Annotated in this window: 25 protein-coding genes; 19 read left to right on the top strand and 6 right to left on the bottom strand. The window is 39.3% G+C overall.

Annotation, left to right across the window (positions count from 1 at the left end):
• Positions 1-272 precede the first annotated feature (272 nt).
• Positions 273-1,730, bottom strand: coding sequence for an alpha-L-fucosidase (locus DW743_RS15120; RefSeq protein WP_117762067.1), 1,458 nt, complete (start codon positions 1,728-1,730; stop codon positions 273-275).
• A 434-nt stretch (positions 1,731-2,164) separates the two neighbouring features.
• Here DW743_RS15120 and DW743_RS15115 point away from each other — a divergent pair, with 434 nt between their 5' ends.
• From DW743_RS15115 to DW743_RS15105, 3 genes are all read left to right on the top strand, one after another.
• On the top strand, positions 2,165-3,157 hold the full coding sequence (locus DW743_RS15115) for an energy-coupling factor ABC transporter permease (protein ID WP_117762066.1): 993 nt from the start codon (positions 2,165-2,167) through the stop codon (positions 3,155-3,157).
• A gap of 23 nt (positions 3,158-3,180) precedes the next feature.
• Positions 3,181-3,951 carry a cobalt ECF transporter T component CbiQ gene (gene cbiQ, locus DW743_RS15110; RefSeq protein ID WP_055267212.1) on the top strand — a complete coding sequence of 257 codons (771 nt, stop codon included), beginning with the start codon at positions 3,181-3,183 and terminating at the stop codon, positions 3,949-3,951.
• A gap of 110 nt (positions 3,952-4,061) precedes the next feature.
• Positions 4,062-4,802, top strand: coding sequence for an energy-coupling factor ABC transporter ATP-binding protein (locus tag DW743_RS15105; RefSeq protein WP_055267210.1), 741 nt, complete (start codon positions 4,062-4,064; stop codon positions 4,800-4,802).
• 427 nt (positions 4,803-5,229) lie between these two features.
• Here the strand turns inward: DW743_RS15105 and DW743_RS15100 are convergent, their stop codons facing one another.
• A complete protein-coding gene (locus DW743_RS15100; protein WP_015541737.1) occupies positions 5,230-5,712 on the bottom strand; it encodes a helix-turn-helix domain-containing protein in 483 nt (160 codons plus the stop codon).
• 232 nt (positions 5,713-5,944) lie between these two features.
• On the opposite strand from DW743_RS15100, the gene DW743_RS15095 reads away from it, so the two are divergent.
• From DW743_RS15095 to DW743_RS15050, 10 genes are all read left to right on the top strand, one after another.
• Positions 5,945-6,139 (top strand): hypothetical protein, encoded by a 195-nt coding sequence (locus tag DW743_RS15095; protein ID WP_055258613.1) that lies wholly within the window; start codon positions 5,945-5,947, stop codon positions 6,137-6,139.
• Positions 6,140-6,150: 11 nt separating this feature from the next.
• The gene (locus DW743_RS15090; RefSeq protein ID WP_118039264.1) at positions 6,151-7,236 is read left to right on the top strand and encodes a site-specific integrase; all 1,086 of its coding nucleotides are present in this window, start codon (positions 6,151-6,153) and stop codon (positions 7,234-7,236) included.
• Positions 7,237-7,411: 175 nt separating this feature from the next.
• Positions 7,412-8,488 (top strand): AAA family ATPase, encoded by a 1,077-nt coding sequence (locus DW743_RS15085; RefSeq protein ID WP_117767277.1) that lies wholly within the window; start codon positions 7,412-7,414, stop codon positions 8,486-8,488.
• A gap of 67 nt (positions 8,489-8,555) precedes the next feature.
• Positions 8,556-8,795: a hypothetical protein gene (locus DW743_RS15080; RefSeq protein WP_055258607.1), complete on the top strand. Its 240-nt coding sequence runs from the start codon at positions 8,556-8,558 to the stop codon at positions 8,793-8,795.
• 174 nt (positions 8,796-8,969) lie between these two features.
• On the top strand, positions 8,970-9,197 hold the full coding sequence (locus tag DW743_RS15075) for a DUF5348 domain-containing protein (protein WP_055258605.1): 228 nt from the start codon (positions 8,970-8,972) through the stop codon (positions 9,195-9,197).
• Positions 9,198-9,432: 235 nt separating this feature from the next.
• Positions 9,433-10,851, top strand: a complete 1,419-nt coding sequence (locus DW743_RS15070; protein WP_117854834.1) for a plasmid recombination protein — start codon at positions 9,433-9,435, stop codon at positions 10,849-10,851.
• Positions 10,852-10,855: 4 nt separating this feature from the next.
• Positions 10,856-11,230 carry a TnpV protein gene (locus tag DW743_RS15065; RefSeq protein WP_055258600.1) on the top strand — a complete coding sequence of 125 codons (375 nt, stop codon included), beginning with the start codon at positions 10,856-10,858 and terminating at the stop codon, positions 11,228-11,230.
• A gap of 132 nt (positions 11,231-11,362) precedes the next feature.
• Positions 11,363-11,686 (top strand): PadR family transcriptional regulator, encoded by a 324-nt coding sequence (locus DW743_RS15060; protein ID WP_055056227.1) that lies wholly within the window; start codon positions 11,363-11,365, stop codon positions 11,684-11,686.
• The gene (locus DW743_RS15055; protein ID WP_118039265.1) at positions 11,683-12,270 is read left to right on the top strand and encodes a DUF2812 domain-containing protein; all 588 of its coding nucleotides are present in this window, start codon (positions 11,683-11,685) and stop codon (positions 12,268-12,270) included. The genes DW743_RS15060 and DW743_RS15055 overlap by 4 nt, the downstream gene beginning before the upstream one ends.
• Before the next feature lie 220 nt (positions 12,271-12,490).
• On the top strand, positions 12,491-13,546 hold the full coding sequence (locus DW743_RS15050) for a helix-turn-helix domain-containing protein (protein WP_055281939.1): 1,056 nt from the start codon (positions 12,491-12,493) through the stop codon (positions 13,544-13,546).
• Positions 13,547-14,400: 854 nt separating this feature from the next.
• Here the strand turns inward: DW743_RS15050 and DW743_RS17890 are convergent.
• The 4 genes from DW743_RS17890 to DW743_RS15030 all read right to left on the bottom strand — a co-directional run bounded on the left by DW743_RS17890 (position 14,401) and on the right by DW743_RS15030 (position 17,384).
• Positions 14,401-14,589, bottom strand: a complete 189-nt coding sequence (locus tag DW743_RS17890; RefSeq protein ID WP_117762065.1) for a hypothetical protein — start codon at positions 14,587-14,589, stop codon at positions 14,401-14,403.
• 258 nt (positions 14,590-14,847) lie between these two features.
• Entirely contained in the window at positions 14,848-16,041 is a 1,194-nt protein-coding gene (locus DW743_RS15040) for a tyrosine-type recombinase/integrase (RefSeq protein WP_003127058.1), read from the bottom strand.
• Positions 16,042-16,119: 78 nt separating this feature from the next.
• Positions 16,120-16,323, bottom strand: coding sequence for an excisionase (locus DW743_RS15035; RefSeq protein ID WP_002610247.1), 204 nt, complete (start codon positions 16,321-16,323; stop codon positions 16,120-16,122).
• Positions 16,323-17,384, bottom strand: a complete 1,062-nt coding sequence (locus DW743_RS15030; protein WP_173816749.1) for a replication initiation factor domain-containing protein — start codon at positions 17,382-17,384, stop codon at positions 16,323-16,325. The genes DW743_RS15035 and DW743_RS15030 overlap by 1 nt, the downstream gene beginning before the upstream one ends.
• Positions 17,385-17,870: 486 nt before the next feature.
• Here DW743_RS15030 and DW743_RS15025 point away from each other — a divergent pair, with 486 nt between their 5' ends.
• The 6 genes from DW743_RS15025 (at position 17,871) to DW743_RS15000 (ending at position 22,368) form a co-directional block, all read left to right on the top strand.
• Positions 17,871-18,506, top strand: a complete 636-nt coding sequence (locus DW743_RS15025) for a helix-turn-helix domain-containing protein (protein ID WP_005946876.1) — start codon at positions 17,871-17,873, stop codon at positions 18,504-18,506.
• Between the two features lie 275 nt (positions 18,507-18,781).
• A complete protein-coding gene (locus DW743_RS15020) occupies positions 18,782-19,468 on the top strand; it encodes a class I SAM-dependent methyltransferase (protein ID WP_223380606.1) in 687 nt (228 codons plus the stop codon).
• 23 nt (positions 19,469-19,491) lie between these two features.
• The gene (locus tag DW743_RS15015; RefSeq protein WP_008728836.1) at positions 19,492-20,052 is read left to right on the top strand and encodes a TetR/AcrR family transcriptional regulator; all 561 of its coding nucleotides are present in this window, start codon (positions 19,492-19,494) and stop codon (positions 20,050-20,052) included.
• A gap of 75 nt (positions 20,053-20,127) precedes the next feature.
• Positions 20,128-21,513, top strand: coding sequence for an MATE family efflux transporter (locus DW743_RS15010; RefSeq protein ID WP_008728838.1), 1,386 nt, complete (start codon positions 20,128-20,130; stop codon positions 21,511-21,513).
• A 191-nt stretch (positions 21,514-21,704) separates the two neighbouring features.
• Positions 21,705-22,124 carry an RNA polymerase sigma factor gene (locus tag DW743_RS15005; protein ID WP_008728841.1) on the top strand — a complete coding sequence of 140 codons (420 nt, stop codon included), beginning with the start codon at positions 21,705-21,707 and terminating at the stop codon, positions 22,122-22,124.
• Between the two features lie 4 nt (positions 22,125-22,128).
• Positions 22,129-22,368, top strand: coding sequence for a helix-turn-helix domain-containing protein (locus DW743_RS15000; RefSeq protein WP_005946862.1), 240 nt, complete (start codon positions 22,129-22,131; stop codon positions 22,366-22,368).
• The last annotated feature ends 297 nt before the right edge of the window (positions 22,369-22,665 follow it).

Below are 22,665 nucleotides of genomic sequence, written 5' to 3'. Positions count from 1 at the left end.
AAATTAACGGCAGTGGAGGGCGGAGAGAAATCGGTATCCCTACTGACATGAGGCAAACCACAGTCAGCATTCTGCTGACAAGTCAGACTCTGTGAAATTACCGACTGTGGATTGAAACAACTTCTTAAATGAATATAGTTTTTTCAATTATATTGACAAAGCAGAAAAACAGTTCAGGTGCAGAAATGCACTTGAACTGTTTTGACGTTAGGCGTATCAATGACTAATCCAGCCGACCTGAATGGATCAAGGAAAATTTTACACTTGTTGATTTACCGTTCTTTCTTCATCTCAAACACCAGCGCAATCGGTGCGGAGCCTCGTCTGTATCCTGCCGGGACAGTTATGCAAAGGCCGCCTTCGACTTCTTTGAATGCAACATTTTCTCCGTTTTCCACCATACAGATCTCCGAAATCTTCGCCTCGGTATACGGTACGAAAATTTCTGCCTCTACCGATTCCTGTACCGTCGGATATAACCGGAATACATAGACAGAATCACCTTTCTGTGTGAACGAAAGGGTTCCGCTCTGGTACGGCGCGCAGACGCGGGTTCCGTAGATAGCATCGCCGAAAGTTTTCATCCACTGGCCAAAACCGTTCAGGCTGTCCCAGGCATCGACCGGGATGCGGCCGTCTGGCTGTGGGCTGACGTTCAGTGCCATGTTGCCGCCTTTGGCAACGATGTTGACAAGCATGCCGACAAGCTCACGCGGAGATTTATAATGGTCGCCGTATTCGTACGTAAAGTCAACGCCGAGGGTAAGGCAGCTTTCCCACGGAACGTTCAGCGGTTCTTCCGGAATGCAGAGCTCCGGTGTCACGTAGTTTTCGTAAGCACCGCCGATTGTACGGTCAACGGAGAGAATCCACGGCTGAATCTTACGTGCTTCCTCAACGATCTTTCCAAGCTCAATATCCTGGCCGTTGCTCTCAGAGACCCAGCCCGCGTCGAACCAGAGAATATCCAGCTTACCGTAATTCTCACAGAGCTCCAGAACCTGATTTTTTGTATATTCTTTAAAACGGTTCCACACCTTGGGATATTCCTTCGGATCGTAGGAAGGTCCGCGGGATGTCAGACCATCTTTTCTCAGATCTTCATTCCAGTAGTCCGGGCAGTGCCAGTCGGCTTTGGAAAAATAAGCACCGATGCCGATGCCTTTTGCACGGAATGCATCAAACATGGATTTTACGATATCCGCATTTTTATGTTCATGGAACGGGCAGTCCTCTGCAGTTGTTTTATAATCTGTATATTTGGTGTCCCAGAGGCAGAATCCGTCGTGATGCTTTGTGGTCAGAAGAAGATAACGGAATCCGCAGTCCTCTGCCATCTGCGCCCATTCCTCCGGCTGAAAGCGGACCGGATTAAACGAACGATTCAGGCCGAAATACTGTTTTTTAAAGGTTTCGCCGTCCGTCCAGTTTACCTGGTGGCGGGACCAGTCTGAATCCTTGTCGCTTAATGCCCAGGAGGCAACCATGCCGGGCTGGCAGTACAATCCAAAATGCATCATCAGCGCAAGCTTCTGATCCCGGAACCATTCGAGCTGCTGCAGAACAGCCGGATCGGTCGGACACACATACGTTTCAGCGGCGCTGTAGTTGTGGACACCTTGGGAAACAATTTCCTGTTCTGGATCAGAGGGCGCTTCATTGCCCAGGATATCGATGATCGGTTCCGTTGTTCTGTTTTGATCTTCGTGTTCTAAGTTCTCTGTGCTCATAAGAGAGTCTCCTTCTCGTCAAGATGAAATTCACACCAATACTCGAAAATACAGCCAGAACCCGTTAAAGAGCCGGTTTTGGCACTAAAATAAGAAAGAATCCTGCCCGGAGGGCTTTTTTCTGTAGAAAAAACCGCGGCGACCCGATGACGTGCAGGCGGCCGCGGATCGGACAGGAATCCTGTCCTCGAGATAGTGTGTGTACGGACTCCCGACACCGGGATATCCGTCTGTGTTGTCTATAGAATACCATATAAATGTTAAAAAGTCACCCTTTAAATTTAAACAAAATGTTCATAAAAAATCGGTAAAAGTGAACAAAAAGGATCATAAAAAAATCCCAAAAAATAACCCCCACGGGGGCTTGCAGGACGAATTTTAGCGTAGTAAAGTAAAAAAAGAAAAAAACAGAAACCAAAAAGGAGGAGAACATTATGCATATGGCTGATGCGCTGGTTGCGCCTGCAGTGGCTGCAACAATGTATGTCTGTTCCGGCGGAGTAGCTGGCTTTTCTGTAAAAAAAGTACGCCTGGAGAGCGACCCGAAAAAGATCCCAGTGATGGGAGTGATGGGTGCGTTTGTCTTTGCGGCGCAGATGATTAACTTTACAATTCCGGGCACAGGCTCGAGTGGTCATCTCTGCGGCGGTATGATGCTGACCGCGTTGCTCGGACCGTATGCCGCGTTTTTAACAATGATCGGTGTGCTGCTGATCCAGTGTCTGCTGTTTGCGGACGGCGGTCTTCTGGCGCTCGGGTGCAACATCTGGAATATGGCGTTTTATGGGTGCTTTCTCGGTTATTTCCTGTTCTGGCGTCCGATGATGAAAAAGGGAATGTCGCGCGGAAAGATTGTAGGTGCTTCCATCCTTGGGTGCGTGGTGACGCTGCAGCTTGGCGCTTTTAGTGTGGCACTGGAAACACTTGCATCCGGCATAACGGATCTGCCGTTTTCGGTATTTGTGGCAACAATGCAGCCGATTCATCTCGCGATTGGTCTTGTAGAAGGCCTGATTACAGCGGCCGTTCTGCTGTTCGTCTATGAAGCCCGCCCGGAGATGCTTTCGTGCAGCGAAGAAAGGGCAAAGAGCCGATTTTCTTTCAAGAAGACAATTGCGATCTTAGGAATCGCAGCACTGGTGATCGGCGGAGCCGTTTCTCTTGCGGCATCCTCCAATCCGGATGGACTTGAGTGGTCTATGGAGCGTCTGACTGGTTCGACGGAACTGGAAAACGACGGAACCGGCGCACATGCAGCGGCGGAAGAAATTCAGGAAAAAACGGCACTTCTGCCGGACTATGGATTTAAAAATTCCGATTCCACGTTTGGAACCAGCTTTTCCGGAATTGCGGGATCCGCAGTTGTTCTTATTGTCTGTGTCGGTGCATGCTATGCATTCCGTTTCTTTAAAAAGAAAAAGTCATAAGCTGCACGGAACAGGAGAAAGAAATGAATAAACTTGGCAATGCACTATATGAAATCCATCATATGGATATGCTTGCGGCGAAGGACCAGTGGGTGAACAGGCTTCATCCACTGGTTAAACTTGTTTTAACGATTGTTTTTCTGACCGTAACCATGTCCTTTCAAAAATACGATCTGACCGGCCTGCTGCGCATGGGAATTTATCCGATTGTACTCTTTATCGTCGGCGAAATTTCATTCTGCGACAGTATCCGGCGGCTTCGGATTGTTCTGCCACTTGTCTGCTTTGTGGGGCTGTTTAATCCGATTTTTGACCGTCAGGTAATCGGGTATATTGGTACCGTTCCGCTGACAGCAGGGATGCTTTCCATGGTGACGCTGATGATCAAAGGCATTTACAGCGTACTGGCGGCATATCTTCTGATTGCGACAACATCCATCGAAAAAATCTGTTATGCACTGCGTCTGCTTCACATCCCTGCCATTCTGGTGACACAGGTGCTGCTGACGTACCGCTATGTTACAGTGCTTCTCGAGGAGGCAAACCGCATGACCCAGGCGTACAGTCTGCGCGCGCCGAATCAGAAGGGTGTTCATTTCAAGGTATGGGGAACACTGGCCGGCCAGCTGCTTCTGCGCAGCATGGACCGCGCAAATGAGGTGTATGAAAGCATGACTTTGCGCGGCTATCGGGGAGAATTTTACTATACAGCGAAGGAGCCGTGCAAAGCGAAGGACTGGCTGTATCTGGGCGTGTGGCTTGCACTTTTTGCCGTGCTGAAGGTAACGGGATGAAATGCTGCGTGGGGAGACATCTATTTGCAACGAGTCGGAAGATGTAGAAAAGCAACCCGGTGCAGTGGCCTGCACGCGGAAGAGGAAAGAATTGTCGGGAGATATCAAAAATGAGCCATATTCACATCAATTTTGAACATGTTAATTATTCTTACGAAAAAACAGTCCCGATTCTGCAGGACATCACATTTACCGCACACGAAAATGACAGCATCGGGCTGATTGGAGCGAACGGTGTCGGGAAATCCACGCTGCTGAAATTGCTGGTCGGGCTAAATCCGGACTATGAGGGCAGCATTCGTGTGGAGGAGATGCCGGTTGTGAAGGAGATGCTTCCGAAAGTGCGCGAGAAAATCGGATATGTCTTTCAGGATTCGGACAGTCAGCTGTTCATGTCGACGGTATTCGCGGACGTGGCATTTGCACCACGCAATTACGGACTGCTGGAAACAGAAGTGGAACAGCGTGTCAGCCATGCACTGGAACAGATTCATATCGGGCATTTACGGGACAAGCAGATTTATAAGCTGTCGGGCGGTGAGAAAAAGATGGCATCGATCGCCACGATCCTCGCAATGACACCGGATATCATTCTGATGGATGAACCATCGATTGCACTCGATCCAAAAAACCGTAGAACGTTAATTCATATACTGAACGATTTTGAACATCTGAAAATCATCGCATCGCATGATCTCGATATGATTCTGGAAACCTGCAATCGCGTGATTCTGATGGCCGGCGGACGGATTGTCTGCGACGGGGATACGAAAGAAATATTGACAAACAAAGAGCTTCTTGAGGCAAACGGACTGGAGCTGCCGTTTTGCCTGCAGAAGCCGATGTGGTAGAAGGTTTTGCGGAAGAAAGTGATGAAACACATACGTTGTGGATTTCTCGCGGTGATGGTAGTAATGGCGGGAATCGGAAAAAGTTCGCGTGGACATGGACGTTGGTTCGCTGTCCGTGAAGGTGGACGTACTGTAGGATCAGGACGTGTTGCTACAATCATCGAGTAATCACTGATTAATATATATTGAGTACCGCAAGGTACATTGTGTCCAAACGTAAGATACCCCGGAACCGCAAGGTTTCCGGGGTTTTTCTGTATTCTAAGAAAAGAATTGTTCGTAAATTTATCAGATTAGAAATAGCGAAACATTTATCAGTAAAATGAAATACGGATAAATTTAAAATTGAAAAATCAGACCAGCGGTGCCAAAACGGTGCCAAAAAAGAAACTCCTGAGAATGTTTGCTATTCACAGGAGTAATTTTTCTACCAACCTTTGATCTGTTTAATCTGTTCAGCACGTTCCGGATCACGATGATATTGCAGTTTCAGACGGATCGTTTCCACAACTTCCTGTCTGGCTTCATCATCAAGCTGATAGAACGATGTGAGCAGATTATCTACATCAGGCATACTGTTCTTACCGAAAAGATACATCAACGGGTACATAGAATTTTTTAAATAAGTCTTTACACGGCTTGCGTCTAATGCTCCGTTCAAACCGTCTGGAAGTGTAGGATAAATCTCTTCTTCCTTAATTGTGCCAGAAAATGGACTGGCAGAACATATCTCATTCACATCAATTTGTAATTCATTTGCAAGTCTTAAAGCAAAATCAAATCGAATATTGGAATCTTTTTGAATAATTGAATATAAGGTTGTGGCGCTGATTCCGGTTGCCTTTGCAATTTTACGGACATTTGTGCCTTTTTCATCAAGATATTTCTTTAAATTTTTACCGTCACCCATAGAATCCTCCTTTTTCATATATTGCAAAATTACGAAAAACATAAATCTATAGAATATCATAGCACAGACCTGGAATAAAATAAAGAGAAAATAATATACGAAATTCGTAAAAATATGTTTACGAAATATTGACAATGAAATAAATACATGATATTATCAATTTACGAAAATCGTACAGATATAGAAATACAGTAAACGTATTCTGTATCTGGAGAGGAAAGGAGGATGCAGTATGGCAAGCTACAATTATATGATGAGTGCTGATGAAGTGGCACAGGAATTAAACTGCTCAAAATCTTATGCTTACAAACTGGTGAAAGCTATGAATAAGGAACTGGCTGCACAGGGATATATTACGATGGCTGGAAGAATACCAAAGGCGTTTTGGGCAAAAAAGATGTATGGCTATGAAATAGCAGGAAATTAAGGAGGATCAATATGGCTTACAGAGAAAAAGACACAAAAAAATGGACAGCCCAGTGGTTTGAGACAAATGTTATGGGTGAGAAGAAAAAACGCAGAAAGCGTGGATTTGAAACAAAGCGAGAAGCATTGGAGTTTGAACGAAGTAAAAAGTTGAGCACTGAGCGAAGTATGGATATGAAACTGAGCGATTTTATTGAGATTTATTTTTCAGATAAACAGAATGACCTAAAAGATCGAACAATCAAAAATAAAAGATATATGATGCAACAGCATATCGTTCCATACTTTGGAAATCAGATGATGAGTGAGATCAAGGCTTCACAGATTATTCAGTGGCAGAATGAAATTCAGAAAAAAGGATATTCAGATTCTTATCTGAGAATGATTCAGAATCAGTTGACCAGTCTGTTTACACATGCAGCTAAAATCTATGATCTGCCGGTTAATCCATGCAAGAAAGTGAAACGAATGGGAAATTCGGATTCGAGAAGTTTGAACTTCTGGACACTGGACGACTACAAACAGTTTATACAGACAATGGAGCCAGGAACAAGATATTATCTTATGTTTGAGATGTTGTTCTGGACTGGGTGCAGGATCGGGGAGCTGCTTGCGATTACAAAAGCTGATATCAATTTTGAAAAGAATCAGCTTAGTATCAATAAGACTTATTATCGAACAGGAATGCACGATATTATCACAGAACCAAAAACAAAACAGTCCTTTCGGACAATCGAAATTCCAGAATTCCTGAAAGAGGAAATTAAGGAATTTGTAGATGGTCACTACGGAATGCCGGATACGGAAAGATTGTTTCCAGTTGTTCAGGAAGCGGTACAGCATAAAATGAAACGGCAGATTGAGCTGGCAGGAGTGAAGAAAATTCGAGTGCATGATATCAGGCACAGCCATGTGGCTTATCTTATTGAGAAAGGTGTGGAACCGTTATTGATTCGGGACAGATTAGGTCATAAAGATATTCGTATCACATTGAACACTTATGGACATCTTTATCCAAATCAGCAGAGGAAGATTGCAAATCTGCTGGATAATGAAAATGCAGTTACCGGATTGGGAGAAGAAAGAGATGAATGTTGAAAAGGCAAAAGAAAAAGCCCAGATAAATAATCTGAGCAAGTTCTCTGATAATCAGATTCACTGATATACCATCTTGGCAGATTCAGTATATCACGAATTGAATGATACAACAATTCCCGAATATCTGTTCATCAGAGACTTGCCCGGAGGGGCAGGAGGAGATGATGAAATAAATATGAATGAAAAAAATAAAATTGAGAATTGCAGAACAGAACCAAAACTGAAACTGATCAACATGGATTCAGTAGAGGTTGAGCAGATAGAATGGTTGCTTTATCCGTTTATTCCTTATGGAAAAGTGACCATTATACAGGGGGATCCTGGAGAAGGAAAGACAACGATGGTACTTCAGATTATTGCAAAACTGACCAGAGGAGAGCCGATTCTTCCTGTTACTGATACAACGAAAACAAAAGAAAAAAGAAGCGATGAAGTCAATGGCGAGAATGTGGATTTAGATCCCGAAGACAATATGCAGGAACAGTCTTCTGTATCACCTGTAAATGTGATTTATCAGACAGCAGAAGATGGTCTTGGAGATACTATCAAACCCAGATTACTTGCTGCAGGTGCAGATTGTTCAAAGGTGCTGGTGATTGATGACAGCGATCAGCCACTGACGATGGCAGATGTTCGCTTGGAAGAAGCAATCGTGCAGACAAAAGCAAAAATGGTTGTTCTTGATCCGATACAGGGATTCCTGGGAGCAGACGTAGACATGCACCGGGCAAATGAGATCAGGCCATTGATGAAGCGTGTCGCAGTGCTGGCAGAAAAATATCACTGTGCAGTCATTTTAATCGGTCATATGAACAAAAACAGCAACGGCAAATCTTCTTATCGAGGACTTGGCTCCATTGATTTTCAGGCTGCTGCAAGAAGTGTCCTGATTGTCGGGCGAGTGAAAGATGAACCGGAAGTAAGAGTGGTATGTCATACGAAGAGTTCTCTTGCACCGGAAGGAACGTCCATTGCATTCAGACTGGATAAGAATAATGGCTTTGAATGGATTGGAGAATATGATATCAGTGCCGATGAACTTCTTAATGGAGACGGCAGAGGGCAGAAAAGTCGGAAAGCAAAAGAATTTCTCCTTGAAATACTGGCAAATGGAGGAATGACTCAAAAGAAAATTGCAGAAGAAGCCGAAACCAGAGGAATAAAAAGTAAAACGTTATGGAATGCCAAACGGGAACTTGAAATTGATTCTGTAAAACGTGGAAAGCAATGGTATTGGATGCTGCCAGAATAAAAATGGAAGATGGCAAGATTACCATTTCTTAAGAAGAGGGAATCTTGCCACCTTGAAAGGAGAACAGATGCAAAATAAAAATGTACAGATTCCATACGAGTTATTTTTTCAACTCCTGCAATATTTTTTGATGGATAACTACGATGGCGAAGAAATAATCCGGTTGGGATTGGAGAAAAAACTGGATGCAATGGTGAATCGTGAAGTGTATAGCAAATCCAAAACAGCACCAACGGAAGAAGAAAGGGAAAAGTTCCGGCAGGAATATCTGGACAGACGGGGAATACCGGAGAACTTTCGATGGTAAAGGTTCTTTCTGACTACTTTATTACAGGAGCGTGTCACGCACCTGTAGATAGCAGACAAGTAGAAAGCTGGTAAGATGTAGCCGGGAGTTTGTTGGTGGAGAAGAGAATTTTCAAAAGGGAGCCCTGATTCAGGGCGTCCCTGCGGAAACGCTAAATGAAAGGAGAATGGCATAATGCGAGAAGGAAGATTAGGATATAACAGTTATAACAAAAGATATGGATTATTATCATCAGATCTATGGATTGATACAGGATTTCACTGTGGAGAATGCCTGGAAGTGTTGCTTGATGATGAATGGGTTCAGACTAGAATGGAAATGAATCCTGCAAGAGAATGGTATCTTGTAGGAACACCGTATTGTGGTGATCTGGAATATATCCGGGCAAGGATACCGGGATAATTCAGCCATACAAGTAACGCAGGAGTGAACCGACCAACGGGAGGAATAGCCCCCGGCAGGGCGCAAGGGTACTTTTGATGGACGGTACGGCTGTCGAAAGTGCTTTTGCGTTACTTTTGACAAAAGTAACAAAACCGCCGTATCCGGCGAAAGTTTCTTAATATCGCTATTACTGGCGTGAATAAAAATTATGTGCCATATCTAGCACTTGATTAGAAAAGAGGTGAGAAACATTATGATAAAACGAACAATTAGCGGTATGATTGGGAAAGGTTCTCTGGCTCATAACAGGAGAGAGTTTTTCGCAGAGAATGTAGACCCAGACAGAGTACAATTAAATATTTGTTACCAGAATGAAAATCTGAAAGAAGTTTACAAAGAGTTATTTGATGATGCTGTGGAGAGATACAATACCGGGAAAAGAAAAGACCGGAAGATTACAAATTACTATGAAAAAATCCGGCAGGGAAAACAGGAAAAGTTGTTCCATGAAGTGATTTTCCAGATTGGAAACCGAGAAGATATGGCTGTTGGAACAGAAGCAGGAAATCTGGCTGTAAACGTACTGGATGAGTATGTAAAAGATTTCCAGAAACGGAATCCGACACTTCGGGTATTTAGTTGCTATTTGCATCAGGATGAGGCTACTCCACATCTTCATATTGACTTTATTCCTTATGTGACGGGCTGGAAAGGAAAAGGAATGGATACCAGAGTTTCGCTGAAACAGGCATTAAAAGGTCTTGGATTTCAAGGTGGAAATAAGCATGATACGGAGCTGAATCAGTGGATAAATCATGAAAAAGAAGTACTGGCAGAGATTGCAAGGCAGTATGGAATTGAATGGGAACAGAAAGGTACTCATGAGGAACATCTGGATGTCTATAACTTCAAGAAAAAAGAACGGAAAAAGGAAGTACAGGAATTGGAGCAGGAAAAAGAGCATCTAACTGCTGAAAAAGAAGAATTAACAGCACAAATTGCAGAATCCAGAGCAGATATCCAGAATTTAAAAGACGATAAGGAACAGGCAATCAAGGCGAAGCAAGAAGCAGAACAAAAGGCAGGGAGCGCAGAAAAAGAACTAAAAAGCCTGGAAGATCGCAGAGAACAGCTACAACCGATTATGGATAGTGTGAGCAAAGAAATCAAAGAATATGGAACAGTTAAAATGTTACTGCCGGAGGCGGGCACGCTAGAACGGGCAGTAACCTATCGAGACAAAAAAATTAAACCACTGTTTCTTCAAATAAAGAATAAGGTTGCTGTAATGGCGGCTCAGGTTAAAGAACTCACGAAAGAGGTGGAAGGGTGGAAGAAAAAATATCAAAAGGTGAAACAGAAATATAATGCTATTCAGAGAGAACTGGATGATATACGTAAAGACAATCAGAAATTGTCAGAAGAAAAAGATATATTGCAAGGTGTTTCTGATAGGTATGATCGTGTTGTGCGTGTTCTTGGAATAGAAACTGTAGATACAGCAGTACAGCAGGATATTCAAAACGAGAAAGTCCTGGAAGAAAAGCGACGGATGGAGCAAATGCCGAAGGGAAATATTCATGAAAGATTGGCATGGGGAATGAAAAAAAGCGAGATGGAGAATCAGCAGCGTAAGAAAACTAAATCAAAAAACAGAGAAATGGAGAGATAAGATTATGGAAACACACATTTATGATGAAAAGAACGGATTAAGCTATACTTTGCATGGAGATTATTATTTGCCGAATTTGGTATTGAATGAAGAAAAACCGATATATGGGAAATATGGAATGCTGCGAAAACAGTTTCTGAAGGAACACAGATTAGCAAAATATCAATATTTGTTGTTGACTGGAAAGCTGACGGAACACCTGAATCAGATTGATCAGGAGAGCAGAGAACAGGTGGAAATGCTTATGGAACAGATGGCAGAAAAACAGGGTGTAACTGAAGAATTAAAGGTACAGAACCAGACGAAGTGGGTTAGGCTGATGAATAATATAAAAGCCAGTGCAGAAGAAATGGTGTTGAGAGAAATACTTTATATATAAGTATTAGTTGTAAAGGACTGAACAGGAAAAGTATAATACTATCCGGCTTATTAAGATTTATTTCACATCTCTTGATTTTTATTACGGTTACTGATATAGTTATTACAGTAACCGTAATAAGGAGGGGATGCTATGAGGGATAATGTGAAAAGTGGTGCACTCACAGAAGTGACATTCTATATTTTGCTTTCACTCTATTCACCTAAACACGGATATGCTGTCATGCAGTTCATTGAAGAAAAAACAGGTGGGCGGCTTTCATTGGGAGCAGGCACTTTATATGGTGCATTAAATTCAATGCAGGAAAAGGGATGGATTGAGCTTTTCGGAGATAGTGAAGGTAGAAAAAAAGAGTATCTTATCACTGTAAAAGGAAAGGAGATAGCTGAAAAAGAACTTATCAGACTTCGTGAACTTGTAGGTATTGCAAGCGGAATTGTAGGAGGTACATTATGAGCAAAAAGTGTTATCGTTTTTTTGGCGGGCTATTGACGGTACAGAAAAACTGGCTGAATAAGATGGCTGAAAAAGGTTATCGCCTTATTCGAACGGGAAAATTACTCTATGAATTTGAAAAATGTAAGCCAGGTCAAGTTCAATATTACGTGGAGTTTATAGGACAAAAATCAAAAGCTAATGCTGAAGATTACCATGATTTCTTGGAAGAAATGGGATATTCCGTATTCTATAAAAATATCAATCTTAATTATTCTGTTGGTAAAGTTCGCTGGCGTCCGTGGGCTGAAATTGGCGGTCGTATTGCAACAAACACTACAACATTTAACAGGGAATTGCTGATTGTAGAAAAAGAAAATGATGGAAAACCTTTTGAACTTCATACGTCCTATGAAGATAGGGCAAATTATTACAGTAATTTGCGAAATCCCTGGCTTTTATTAATGCTTATGCTCGTGGCATTTGCTACCGTAAATCGGTCTGTTATTTTAGGCATAGTTGCTGTGATTTTTCTAATCCCTGTCATTATATACCAGTTGCAAATTATGAAAAATAGGCATGAAGCGAAGATGAAGGAGTGGTGATTCAGGATAACAAGGTTGGTTTAGCTGATGCAATGTAATGCACTGTCGTTTGAGGGTTAGTAGCCCGTTCTTAAATTTGTGGGCAGTTTGTTGCTGATGATATAAATATTAGAGAAAATTAATTGAAAGTTAAAAAAAGAAAGTAATAAGTAAACAAAGGCTCAATTGTAAACATGTATTGGGAACGCTATAATGGAAATAAGGACAGGAGGTGCGAACAATGCGTATTGGTGAGCAGATAAAAAACTATCGAAAAACTGAGGGATTAACACAAGAACAGGTGGCAAATTATCTGGGTGTTTCTACTCCTGCGGTAAATAAATGGGAAAAGGGAAATACATATCCGGATATCTCATTACTTCCAGCTTTGGCACGATTATTGAAAATTGATATGAATGAATTGTTTTCGTTTCGTGAAGAATTGACCGAAAAAGAGATTGGACAATTTGTGAATGAACTTTCGGAAGTTTCATTGGACAGCTTTACAGAGGCTTTCGAGATGGCATCTCGTAAAATACAGGAGTATCCTCATTGCGACTTATTAATATATACGATCGCAACCGTTCTGAACGGATCTTTGACTTTGTCAGATCTTAATGGCGAAGAACGAATGGAATATAATACAGCTATTATTGAGTGGCTGGAACGAACAGCAGACAGTCAGGATGAAAGAGTGAGAAATTCAAGCGTTTTTATACTTGCAACAAAATATGTCCAAATGGAGAAATATGAAGAAGCAAATGCCCTTTTGAAAAAAATTCCTGATACTGTAATTGATGCAACGATTATGAAAACAAGTGTATTAGCACATCAGGAAGGAACAGACACTGCTGCGTTATTCCTGGAAGGGAAACTGCTACAGGCAGTTGTCAATATTCAAAGCTACTTGTATAAGTTAATTGAAATGGAAGAAGAAACAGGAAATCATGATAAAGCAGAGAGAATTGCTGAGATTACAGATCACATGATATCGTTGTTTGGACTATGGAATTACGGCAACACAGTGCCATATCTGCTGATTGCTGGATATCGAAAAGATGTAGAAAAATGTGTTCAGTTAATTAAGCAATTATTAAGTGAATCACAGAAGCCTTGGAATATGACACAATCCCCTTTGTATTACAGGTATGAAGATACTGCACAGGGAAAAGCCTTTTCGGGAGTTGGAAAAAATTTTGTTCGTGAATTGTATTCGGAAATTGAAAATAAGAAAGAGTATGAATTCTTGAGAGGGAATAAGGAACTCGAATTAATTTTTGAGGAACACTTGAAATAGGTTGTAAAAATGTATGGAAATAGATATAGTTGAGAAAGAAGAAAATTTTTGACATTTCCACAGATGCGTGCTAATATGATTATAGAAAAAGAGTGCTACCGATAGACGGTTAGTCCGTTTTACTATTTAGAATATCATCAAAGATAACCGCTTAGTTTACCAGACCAGGGCGGTTATTTTTGTGGTTTATGATTATCTTTGCCTAATGTATATCCGATACTAAAGCAGGTTAAGCCGAAGCTCACTACTGCTATGAAGTCAATAATACTCATTGGCTTAGCCCTCCTTTCCAATGGATTCCTTTACAGGTTTCTATGTAATCAGAGGGTCACAGTCCCTCTGGAGAAGGACTAACCGCCTACCGTTATGGTAGCACCCATGTTTCGATTATAACAGTTAAAAATTACCGGTGCAATATAAAGTTGGTAGAGAAGTATCTAGTATCTACAGAAGAAAATCGGTTTGAGTATTCTCCGGTGCCAAAACGGTGCCAAGAAATCAGGCAAATCAAAATAGGTGGTGCAATTCAGCCGTTTTTCACTGTATTTTGGAGAGAAAACCATAAAAAATATGAGGTAAAACGGGATTAAAGTATCGTGAAGGTGGTAGAACAGTAGGATCAGGACGTGTTGCTACAATCATTGAGTAATACAATCTGAATATAGATTTGTTATCGTAAGATAACGTTGTGTCCAAACGTAAGATACCCGTAGAACTTCGGTTCTACGGGTTTTTCTGTTACCTGGAAATATAAAAAAGAGTGGAAAAGAATAACGAACAGTATAGAAAAACGGTTGCCGGGAGAGTGTCCTGACAACCGTTTGTGATAACAGAATGATAACAAAATTGTAATTTTAATAATTTGCATTACTGTGAAATGAATAAGTAGTGTATATGTTTTCTAAATTATTTTTACGAGGAACTAGTTTTCCCTCTTGAATTAGGCGATGATATTCAGACAATGCTTCTGAAAGCATTATAAAATTATCATCTTGTGTAACAGTATTTTCCGGTAAATTTTGAATTTTTTCAACTATACTCATATAAATAACCTCGTTTGAAAGAAAAGTCTAAAATTATGATTTTTAATATATTCACTCACACCATCGTAATATTCATTTATTATTTCATTTAAATTATATATGTCTTTTTGACTATCTTTTTATATCTTCTTAAATGTCCGCAAAGCCTTATTTTATAGGCTCTACGGGCATTTTTCTTTTGTGGTAAACCTCACATATCTAGGTCTATCTTCTTATATTTTCGCTATCAAGCGTGGTTAAAATCGTGGTAAATACTTCTTATGCGATTAGACGCTGAACCTCTGATTTTGCGGTATCTATGGACGCATGAGCATACCAGTTCATTGTGATACTGATATTTGAATGCCCCATGATATACTGTAAATCTTTCGGGTTCATGTTCTTGCTTGCCAGCCTTGTGCAGAATGTATGGCGTAGCGTATGCGGTGTGATATGTGGCAAGGGATTGTCCTTGTGGTGCTTGTTGTATTTCTTTATCATACGGACAAATAAGGCGTTGTAATCAATCGCAACTTTGGGCTTGCCTTTATGATTGACAAATAGGAAATTGCTCCGTCCGTCTATCACAAATGGTTCTGCCTTTGGGTGTTTCTTCATAACCCGTTGAAATGCCTGTATTGTTTCTCTGCTTAATGGCACTTGCCTTATTCCGCTCTTTGTCTTAGGCGTTTCAATATAATAACCCTGTTCCTTGCTCTTTAGTAACTGGTGGTCGATAACCACAACCTCATGGATAAAATCAACGTCCATGATTGTCAGTCCGCACAGTTCCGAGATACGAAGTCCTGTCTTTAACAGTATCAGCACATCATCATAATACTTGTGATACACATTGTCCGTCTTGATGAATGAGAGTAGGGCTTGTTCCTGTTCCTCTGTCAATGCGACTTTCTCTTTGGTATCATTTTCTAGGACTTCACTTAACTTGAAATCAAAAGGGTTTTTCCTTACACAATCGTCTTGTATGGCGATATAGAATGACGCTTTTAACGAGCGTTTATGGTTGTTAATGGTGTTATAGGAAAAGCCTTTGTCTTTCATGCGTAATGCCCATTCCTTAGCGTCAGAGGGTTTTATCGTATCAATGCTCCTAGCACCTAACTTGTCCTCTTTCAATAACCGCATGAGCTGTTCCCGTTGTTTCTGTGTGCTTTTCTTCACGTTTGCCCTCTGTGTGTTCTGTTTAGCGTAGAGTTGGCAAAGCGTCATTTTCTTGCCTGTGCTGTCGATACCGTCCTCAATATCCCGTCTTATCTGCTGTTCCAGTTCACGAAGTGAGGGTTTTTCCCGTTTTCCCTTTGGTGTCGGGTCTGTGGGTGTCAATCTCCAAGCATACACATATTTTGTGTTTCCAAATGCGTCCACATATTTATATAAGTATTTTCCGTCTGTTCGTTGGCTCTCTCCAGTATGCAGGATACGTTCTTTGCTATCCCGTCTTTTTTCTTTCATGGTGTCTGCTCCTTTCCTTGTTGGAAAGAGCCTTGATATGACTTGTGTTCATCATAACACATACAAGGCTCATTTGCATTAGATTGCGTCCAATTTGTCAATGACCTTTTCAAATTGTCGGCGTTTAATCTGTATGCGGTTGCCATTCATAATGAGCCAGCCAGCGTCCTTGTTTTCCTCTGCCAATCGTCTTAACTTGTTTTCTCCGATACGGAAATATTTTGACGCTTCTTCAATGGTAAGGGTGTACTTTTCCCATACAGGAATATCGTTGTTATTCATTAGATACCCCCTTTCCCTTGTTTTGTGTCATACTGGATATAGGGGATAAGGTCGGTGCGGTTTATCCTCTGTAAGTGGGCGGTTAGTTTGCTGGAAAGGGAATTACTGTATCTTGCCTTATCAAGCATAGTTCCCACTTTTTCCAGTCCACCTAATGCGTCATGTTCTTCTAAGAAGTAAAAACTTTTGACAGCGGAAATCACGCCACCCTCTGTGAGCCATTGCTGTGTTTCTTCAAGAGAATTATGTAGTTTCGGTACTTGCACTTTCAAGACTTCCACAGCCCCTAAAAAGCGTTCCCAAAACCGACACGTTTTCCATCTGCTCTTATTACTTTCATTTCTGTTTGGCACGACAAAGCGTAGGTTGTTTGCCAATAGCCCGAAAGCCAGTTCCCCAAGTTCCAGCGGTCTGTCTTTGAATGTCATGGCAAAAGCATGAGCCTTATCATCACGCAGTTGCATTTCTGTCCGTTTCCAACTGCCAACTTCATCAAGTGTCTTATTATGTTTTGAACAGACTTCCTTATCTTTATCATAAAAGCGGTAGGACAATCCCGATTTACCAGCACCGATATAAACAGTCTTTGCGGTGTCGAAATCATCAAACTTGCTTTCGTCAAAGTGGTAGCCCTCACTATTAGAAATAAATTCCTCTTTTTCGCATTTCTTCTTTATCTGCTCTATGGTAAAGAATGGCTTTTCGTTCTTATCATCAATGGCAATATCAAGTCTTGTAAAATGGAAGTTATCCAGTCCGTATCTTCGCTCACAACGTCGGAACATATCTCCAAAGGTACAATTCCTACTATCGAGAATACGGAAAATATCATCACAACCTCTGCCAGTCATAACAAGATAACAGCCTAGCCCCTGTGGGTTGTCCTCTGTCTTTCTTGCGTCCCCCGATACATAAATATCTCCAATCTGCCAGCGTGCTTGATAAGTCTTGAATTTTATCGTTGCTGGATAAACATTGAAAATGTCAGTCGGTAAACCTAAAATGTGCATGATTACATCTTCAGCGGTTGCAGTATCAAATACAATGCTGATGTAATCAATCTTAACGGATAAATTTTTGTGTGTAGTTATAGTGCATTACTCCTTTCGTACTTCCCGTTTTTTTGCGGGGTAAAAATCGTGTTTTGTCCTTTATTTATCACAGTTTCTAGGTACTATGACATGTATGCGCAGGGCGGTGTTACATATACGCCCTCTGCGAACGCCTTTAGGCGTTCCTTTTCCAAAAGGAACTGTCTGTCCGAACACGTCTGGGGGACGTGCCCCGTCCAGCCAGCCCCTTTTGGAAACCACTATTTTCGGTCTGATAGTCCATGCTTATTCATGCTATCAAAGTGAAAATGTATCTTCTCTATGCTTACTCAAGCGTGTGATTGACCTTATCGTGCTTAATCACTCTATCTGATACGATAATAACGCCATTAGAATTACTTGTCAAGAAGTTTTTGTTGACTTTTAGATGTAGATTAAGTATGATATGCTTATAAATACCAAGAAAAGCAACGAAAGGAGCGGTTATACTAAGTTATGGAGCATTACGAAAAGAAAATCAGTTTCTTAGGAGAGAACATACAGACCATAAGAAAACACAGAGGAATGAAACAACAGGAACTTGCGGATAAAATCGGTATCAATATGCAGAGCCTTTCCAAGATTGAACGAGGTGTGAATTTTCCTACCTTCGATACATTAGAAAAGATAATGGACGTGCTGGGTGTAATGCCCAATGAATTATTATCGGGAGAATGGAAGTATGTTAATCAATCCGAAAAGGAAGTCTGCCAGTTTTTAAGAATTGAAGAACGATTAAATGCAGAACTAAAACATGGACATTATGACAACTTCTTTGACAGCGAGGAAGAATGGCTGGAATATGAGTTGGAAAAGTTACGGGAATATATTACCGACTACATCAACGGGAAAAGTATTGTAGCGTCCGACCTTTATCCAATCAAAGAATTTATCCAGCATTTGAAGTTTCAAAAACTGTTAGACCGCTATGATGATTTATACAGCATGGATATGTTCGGGGAAAGCATAGAGGGACATAAATATAGGACACCTTATCAAGTCGTAAAAATGATAAACCCCAATTCAAAAGAAGATATGGAATTATTACGGGAAGTATTGAAAAATAACCATTTTGATGATGAGGACGAATAACTTTTTCCCTCTTTGTAGAAGATACAGCAAACAAAAAGCCCAGTAAAGAGTGCAAAGCACCACCAATGGTGGCAAGGCTCTTGACAGGGCTTTTTCTTTTCTGTGGAGGGTAATCAAGAGGAAGAAAAGATAAAATTTGATTTGTGGTAAATCGGATAATATCAATGAAATTGTCACGGTACAAATTTGGGCTATATAAGGAATAGTAACTGGAAGATTGTAGGGTAATCAAAAAGGCGTGTATTTTAAATCAGAGATACACGTCTTTGAAATGAATGAAATTCAATGAATTTTATTCATTGACAATCGTTCATTCACGAGATATAATTTTAGTGAAAGGAGTTGATTACATGAATATTACGAAACAAAAATCACAAAAGACTTTTGATAAGCAAGCTGCCGATTATGATACAAATATTCAGGGGGAACATGCTCGAAAACTCTATAAGCCGATTATAGAAAATTTAAAAAATAAGAATATACATTCTATATTAGATTTAGGTTGTGGAACGGGTGCGTTACTTAAAGAAATAAAAGAATTAAATATAGCAGAACAACTATTTGGAATAGATATATCTCCCAATATGCTTGAAATTGCAAAAAATAAACTAGGAAATGATGCAACACTTATCTTAGGCGACTCTGAGAGATTACCTTTTGAAGATAGTTCTTTTGACGCCATTGTATGTAATGACTCATTTCATCATTATCCACAACCAGATATTGTAGAGAAAGAAGTGTCTAGGTGTTTAAAGCAAAATGGAGTTTTCATTATCGGTGATTGTTGGCAACCAATCGGAGCAAGACAGATAATGAATTACTATATGAAACACAGCAATAGTGGAGATGTAAAGATTTATTCAAAAAAGGAAATGTTGTTATTATTATCAAAAGACTTCCACGAAATTGAATGGAAATCTTTTGGCACAAGATCTTGTTTAATTATAGCATACAATAATTAAACCGCAAGAAAGGAAAGAAAACAATGCGTATTTCAAAAGAACCAGAGGAACGTAAACAAGAAATTTTAGAAACAGCCATTAAATTATTTAGTGTAAATGGGTTTGAAAAAACTTCAATATCAGACATAGCAAAAGAAATTGGAATAGCACAAGGATTATGTTATAGATATTTCCCATCAAAAGATGTACTTTTTCAGTCTGCTATCAATGAATATTCAAATATTTTAGTCGCCAATATGACAAAAAATATAAATATAAAAAAGGATAGTTTAAAAGATATTTTGCGGAAGATGATACTTTTTGCAGAACAAGAAGATGATACATATTATCCAGTTTTTCATAATAACCAAAATAAAAATTTCCATAATTTATTAACATTGAATGTATGTGAAAAACTTTTTCCTATTGTATCTGAAATTATTGAAAGAGCAAATTACACAAATGAAATACAAGTCAATGATGTTGAAATGTATGCCAGTTTTTGCATATATGGACAACTAGGAATTATTTTAAATACCGATATATCAATTAAAGAAAAGAGTTCACGGATAAAGGCATTTTTTAGGGACTTGTTTAGGCTTTAAATCTTCCCCTGCCAAAAGGCAGGGAATATTTAAATAAATTAAATGAATAATTTTCATTCAATAGGAGGAATTAAAATGAACAAAAATATTGATTTTGTAAACGGAAACACAAAAAAATGTTTACTTGAAATGACTGTTCCTATGATAATAGCTATGTTTTTAAATATGGCATATAATCTCGTAGACAGTCTTTGGATTGGAAATTTGTTAGGTGAGCAGGCATACGCAGCGTTAACAAACTCGACACCTATTATTTTAATCTTAACTTCAATTGGTATGGGAGCAACAAACGGGTTAGCCATTCTATTATCACAGGTAATTGGTGCGAAAAATGAGCAAAAGAAAAAGAATATTATAGTTACTTCTTTTTTTGTATCTATAATTCTTTCAGTGTTTATGACAATTGTGTTGGAGATTTTTTTAGAGCCTATTTTGATAGTTTTAAATACACCGACTGAAATTTTTGATATGGCAAAAAATTACTTATCTATATATGCTTTGGGATATGTAGCAGTTTATTTGTATTTATACTTTACAGCCATTTTAAGAAGTTTTGGCAATACTATGTTTCAAGCAGTTGCAATGCTTGTGTCTACTTTATTGAATGCTATTTTAGATCCTATTTTCATTAACATAATTGGATTTCACGGAGCGGCAATCGCAACCTTAATATCACAGATTATTTGTTTGGCGTTTATGTGCATTTATATTTATCGTAAAAAATTATTTAACCTTTCACTATCTGATTTTGATACAAAAGAGATTATGCCGTTTGTAAAAAATGCTGTGCCGTCTGTCATTCAACAAAGTATTCCTGCTATTAGTACAACATTTTTAACTGCTATTGTTAGTACTTATAGTATTTCTGCTATTGCTGGCTACGGAGTTGCTGGAAAATTAGAAATGATATTATTTTATCCTGCTATGGCTCTTAATATGGTGTTGACTTCAATCGTAGGGCAATGTATTGGAGCACAACGTATCGACAGAGCAAAGAATTATCTGAAATTGGCGTTAAAATATGGTATTGTTGTTTCAAGTGTATTATCAGCAGTTGTTATTTTCTTCTCTAAACAGTTGGCAAAATTGTTTGTTTCCAACGTAGCTGTAACAAATGTTGTCAGCCATTATTTTTTAATTGTTAGTATCGGTTATGTTCTTTACACTATTACTAGTTGCTACTTAGGTACTTTAAATGGTATAGGAAAACCAACAAAAAGTATGATACTAATGATATTCTACTATATTATTATTCGTATTCCTTTTGCCTATCTATTATCTTGGCTGGCAGAAAATTTAAATGGTGTTTGGATAGCGATTTTAATCAGTCACATAGTCGCCTGCATTATAACTATTTTAACAAGTAATCAAATTATTAAGCGGTTATATGGAAAACTTTATGATAGGACTAAAAAAGCAAGATATAAAAGCATTGAAAGTAACTGCTGTGGAAAGTTTTAGGAATAATCTTATACGATTATGCACTACCTAACAGCATTTTATCAACAACTAAATATTTTACAATATTAAAAGTTCGTACAGACGGTATATTTTGTACGGACTTTTTTCTTGTTCTTCTTTTTGTATTTTCCAAAGATATAGACGGTATCTCCGTTTATATATTTCAGCGTATGCGGAAAGGAGGTGAGATTATGAACCCATCTTCTTTCGAGCATATCGTTAGAATACAGTTTAATGCTTTGATGATGACTGTTATTAAATGCACAGTAAAAAACAGAAACAGACAGTTTGCAAGACGTTCTAAGCGTGAAGTTTTATTCTGTGAATTATCAGATACGAAAAATGTTGAATGTGTAACTAAGGATAACTATTCTTGTGATTACATTTCGTTTGAAGTCTTGAATTTTACAATTCAAATATCAAATGAGAAACTTGCTGTTGCTTTATATAAGTTATCGAATAAAGAGCGTGATGTAATTCTATTACGCTATTTTCAAAGTATGAGCGACCAAGAAATAGCCGAATTATATCATGTATCACGTTCTGCTATTTATCGCAGAAGAAGTAACGGATTGAAGAAACTAAAAACAGTATTGAAAGAAAGGAATTGAACCAATGAAAAAAGAATATGGCTACCCTACATTAAAAGTAATATGTCAAGCGTCTGCTGGAAATGAAACTGCCATAAGAGAGATTTTGAAGTTTTATGACGCTTATATATGTAAATTATGCTTGCGTCCGTTTTACCACTCTGAAAGTGGTAAAATCATTATGCAGGTTGATGAAGAATTAAAAGGTCAAATCCATACAGAAATGATGAAAGCAATCTTGAAATTTGAAATCAGAGTAAAATAATCATACTACATGAATGAAAAACGGGAGATACACAGATATTTGTGCTATCTCCCATGTTGTTTTTGTGTCATATCAAGGCTCATTCAATCGTGGTAAATTCGTGGTAAAATGAATAGTTTTCTATACTTCAAAATGTTTGAAAGTATAGTGTTTATGCGGATAATCAAAAATCAGATATAAAATTTATGAAAATTCTGAATCTTTTTCAAAATCAACTATTTCTAGGTGCAGATCATTTTTTAATACTATAAATGAGCAAATATCGAATTTTGCACAAACTTATCCCACAAACTTAAA

Origin of the sequence: Blautia sp. AM28-27, from assembly GCF_003480905.1 — a bacterium.
Lineage (GTDB): Bacteria > Bacillota > Clostridia > Lachnospirales > Lachnospiraceae > Fusicatenibacter > Fusicatenibacter saccharivorans.
Note: the sequence above shows the minus strand (reverse complement) of the source record. Positions and strands in the feature narration are given on the sequence as shown.

Coding starts and splice junctions, on each gene's coding strand:
- DW743_RS15120 (WP_117762067.1), bottom strand. CDS start 1,730: ATGAGCACAGAGAACTTAGAACACGAAGATCAAAACAGAACAACGGAA.
- DW743_RS15115 (WP_117762066.1), top strand. CDS start 2,165: ATGCATATGGCTGATGCGCTGGTTGCGCCTGCAGTGGCTGCAACAATG.
- cbiQ (WP_055267212.1), top strand. CDS start 3,181: ATGAATAAACTTGGCAATGCACTATATGAAATCCATCATATGGATATG.
- DW743_RS15105 (WP_055267210.1), top strand. CDS start 4,062: ATGAGCCATATTCACATCAATTTTGAACATGTTAATTATTCTTACGAA.
- DW743_RS15100 (WP_015541737.1), bottom strand. CDS start 5,712: ATGGGTGACGGTAAAAATTTAAAGAAATATCTTGATGAAAAAGGCACA.
- DW743_RS15095 (WP_055258613.1), top strand. CDS start 5,945: ATGGCAAGCTACAATTATATGATGAGTGCTGATGAAGTGGCACAGGAA.
- DW743_RS15090 (WP_118039264.1), top strand. CDS start 6,151: ATGGCTTACAGAGAAAAAGACACAAAAAAATGGACAGCCCAGTGGTTT.
- DW743_RS15085 (WP_117767277.1), top strand. CDS start 7,412: ATGAATGAAAAAAATAAAATTGAGAATTGCAGAACAGAACCAAAACTG.
- DW743_RS15080 (WP_055258607.1), top strand. CDS start 8,556: ATGCAAAATAAAAATGTACAGATTCCATACGAGTTATTTTTTCAACTC.
- DW743_RS15075 (WP_055258605.1), top strand. CDS start 8,970: ATGCGAGAAGGAAGATTAGGATATAACAGTTATAACAAAAGATATGGA.
- DW743_RS15070 (WP_117854834.1), top strand. CDS start 9,433: ATGATAAAACGAACAATTAGCGGTATGATTGGGAAAGGTTCTCTGGCT.
- DW743_RS15065 (WP_055258600.1), top strand. CDS start 10,856: ATGGAAACACACATTTATGATGAAAAGAACGGATTAAGCTATACTTTG.
- DW743_RS15060 (WP_055056227.1), top strand. CDS start 11,363: ATGAGGGATAATGTGAAAAGTGGTGCACTCACAGAAGTGACATTCTAT.
- DW743_RS15055 (WP_118039265.1), top strand. CDS start 11,683: ATGAGCAAAAAGTGTTATCGTTTTTTTGGCGGGCTATTGACGGTACAG.
- DW743_RS15050 (WP_055281939.1), top strand. CDS start 12,491: ATGCGTATTGGTGAGCAGATAAAAAACTATCGAAAAACTGAGGGATTA.
- DW743_RS17890 (WP_117762065.1), bottom strand. CDS start 14,589: ATGAGTATAGTTGAAAAAATTCAAAATTTACCGGAAAATACTGTTACA.
- DW743_RS15040 (WP_003127058.1), bottom strand. CDS start 16,041: ATGAAAGAAAAAAGACGGGATAGCAAAGAACGTATCCTGCATACTGGA.
- DW743_RS15035 (WP_002610247.1), bottom strand. CDS start 16,323: ATGAATAACAACGATATTCCTGTATGGGAAAAGTACACCCTTACCATT.
- DW743_RS15025 (WP_005946876.1), top strand. CDS start 17,871: ATGGAGCATTACGAAAAGAAAATCAGTTTCTTAGGAGAGAACATACAG.
- DW743_RS15020 (WP_223380606.1), top strand. CDS start 18,782: ATGAAATTCAATGAATTTTATTCATTGACAATCGTTCATTCACGAGAT.
- DW743_RS15015 (WP_008728836.1), top strand. CDS start 19,492: ATGCGTATTTCAAAAGAACCAGAGGAACGTAAACAAGAAATTTTAGAA.
- DW743_RS15010 (WP_008728838.1), top strand. CDS start 20,128: ATGAACAAAAATATTGATTTTGTAAACGGAAACACAAAAAAATGTTTA.
- DW743_RS15005 (WP_008728841.1), top strand. CDS start 21,705: ATGAACCCATCTTCTTTCGAGCATATCGTTAGAATACAGTTTAATGCT.
- DW743_RS15000 (WP_005946862.1), top strand. CDS start 22,129: ATGAAAAAAGAATATGGCTACCCTACATTAAAAGTAATATGTCAAGCG.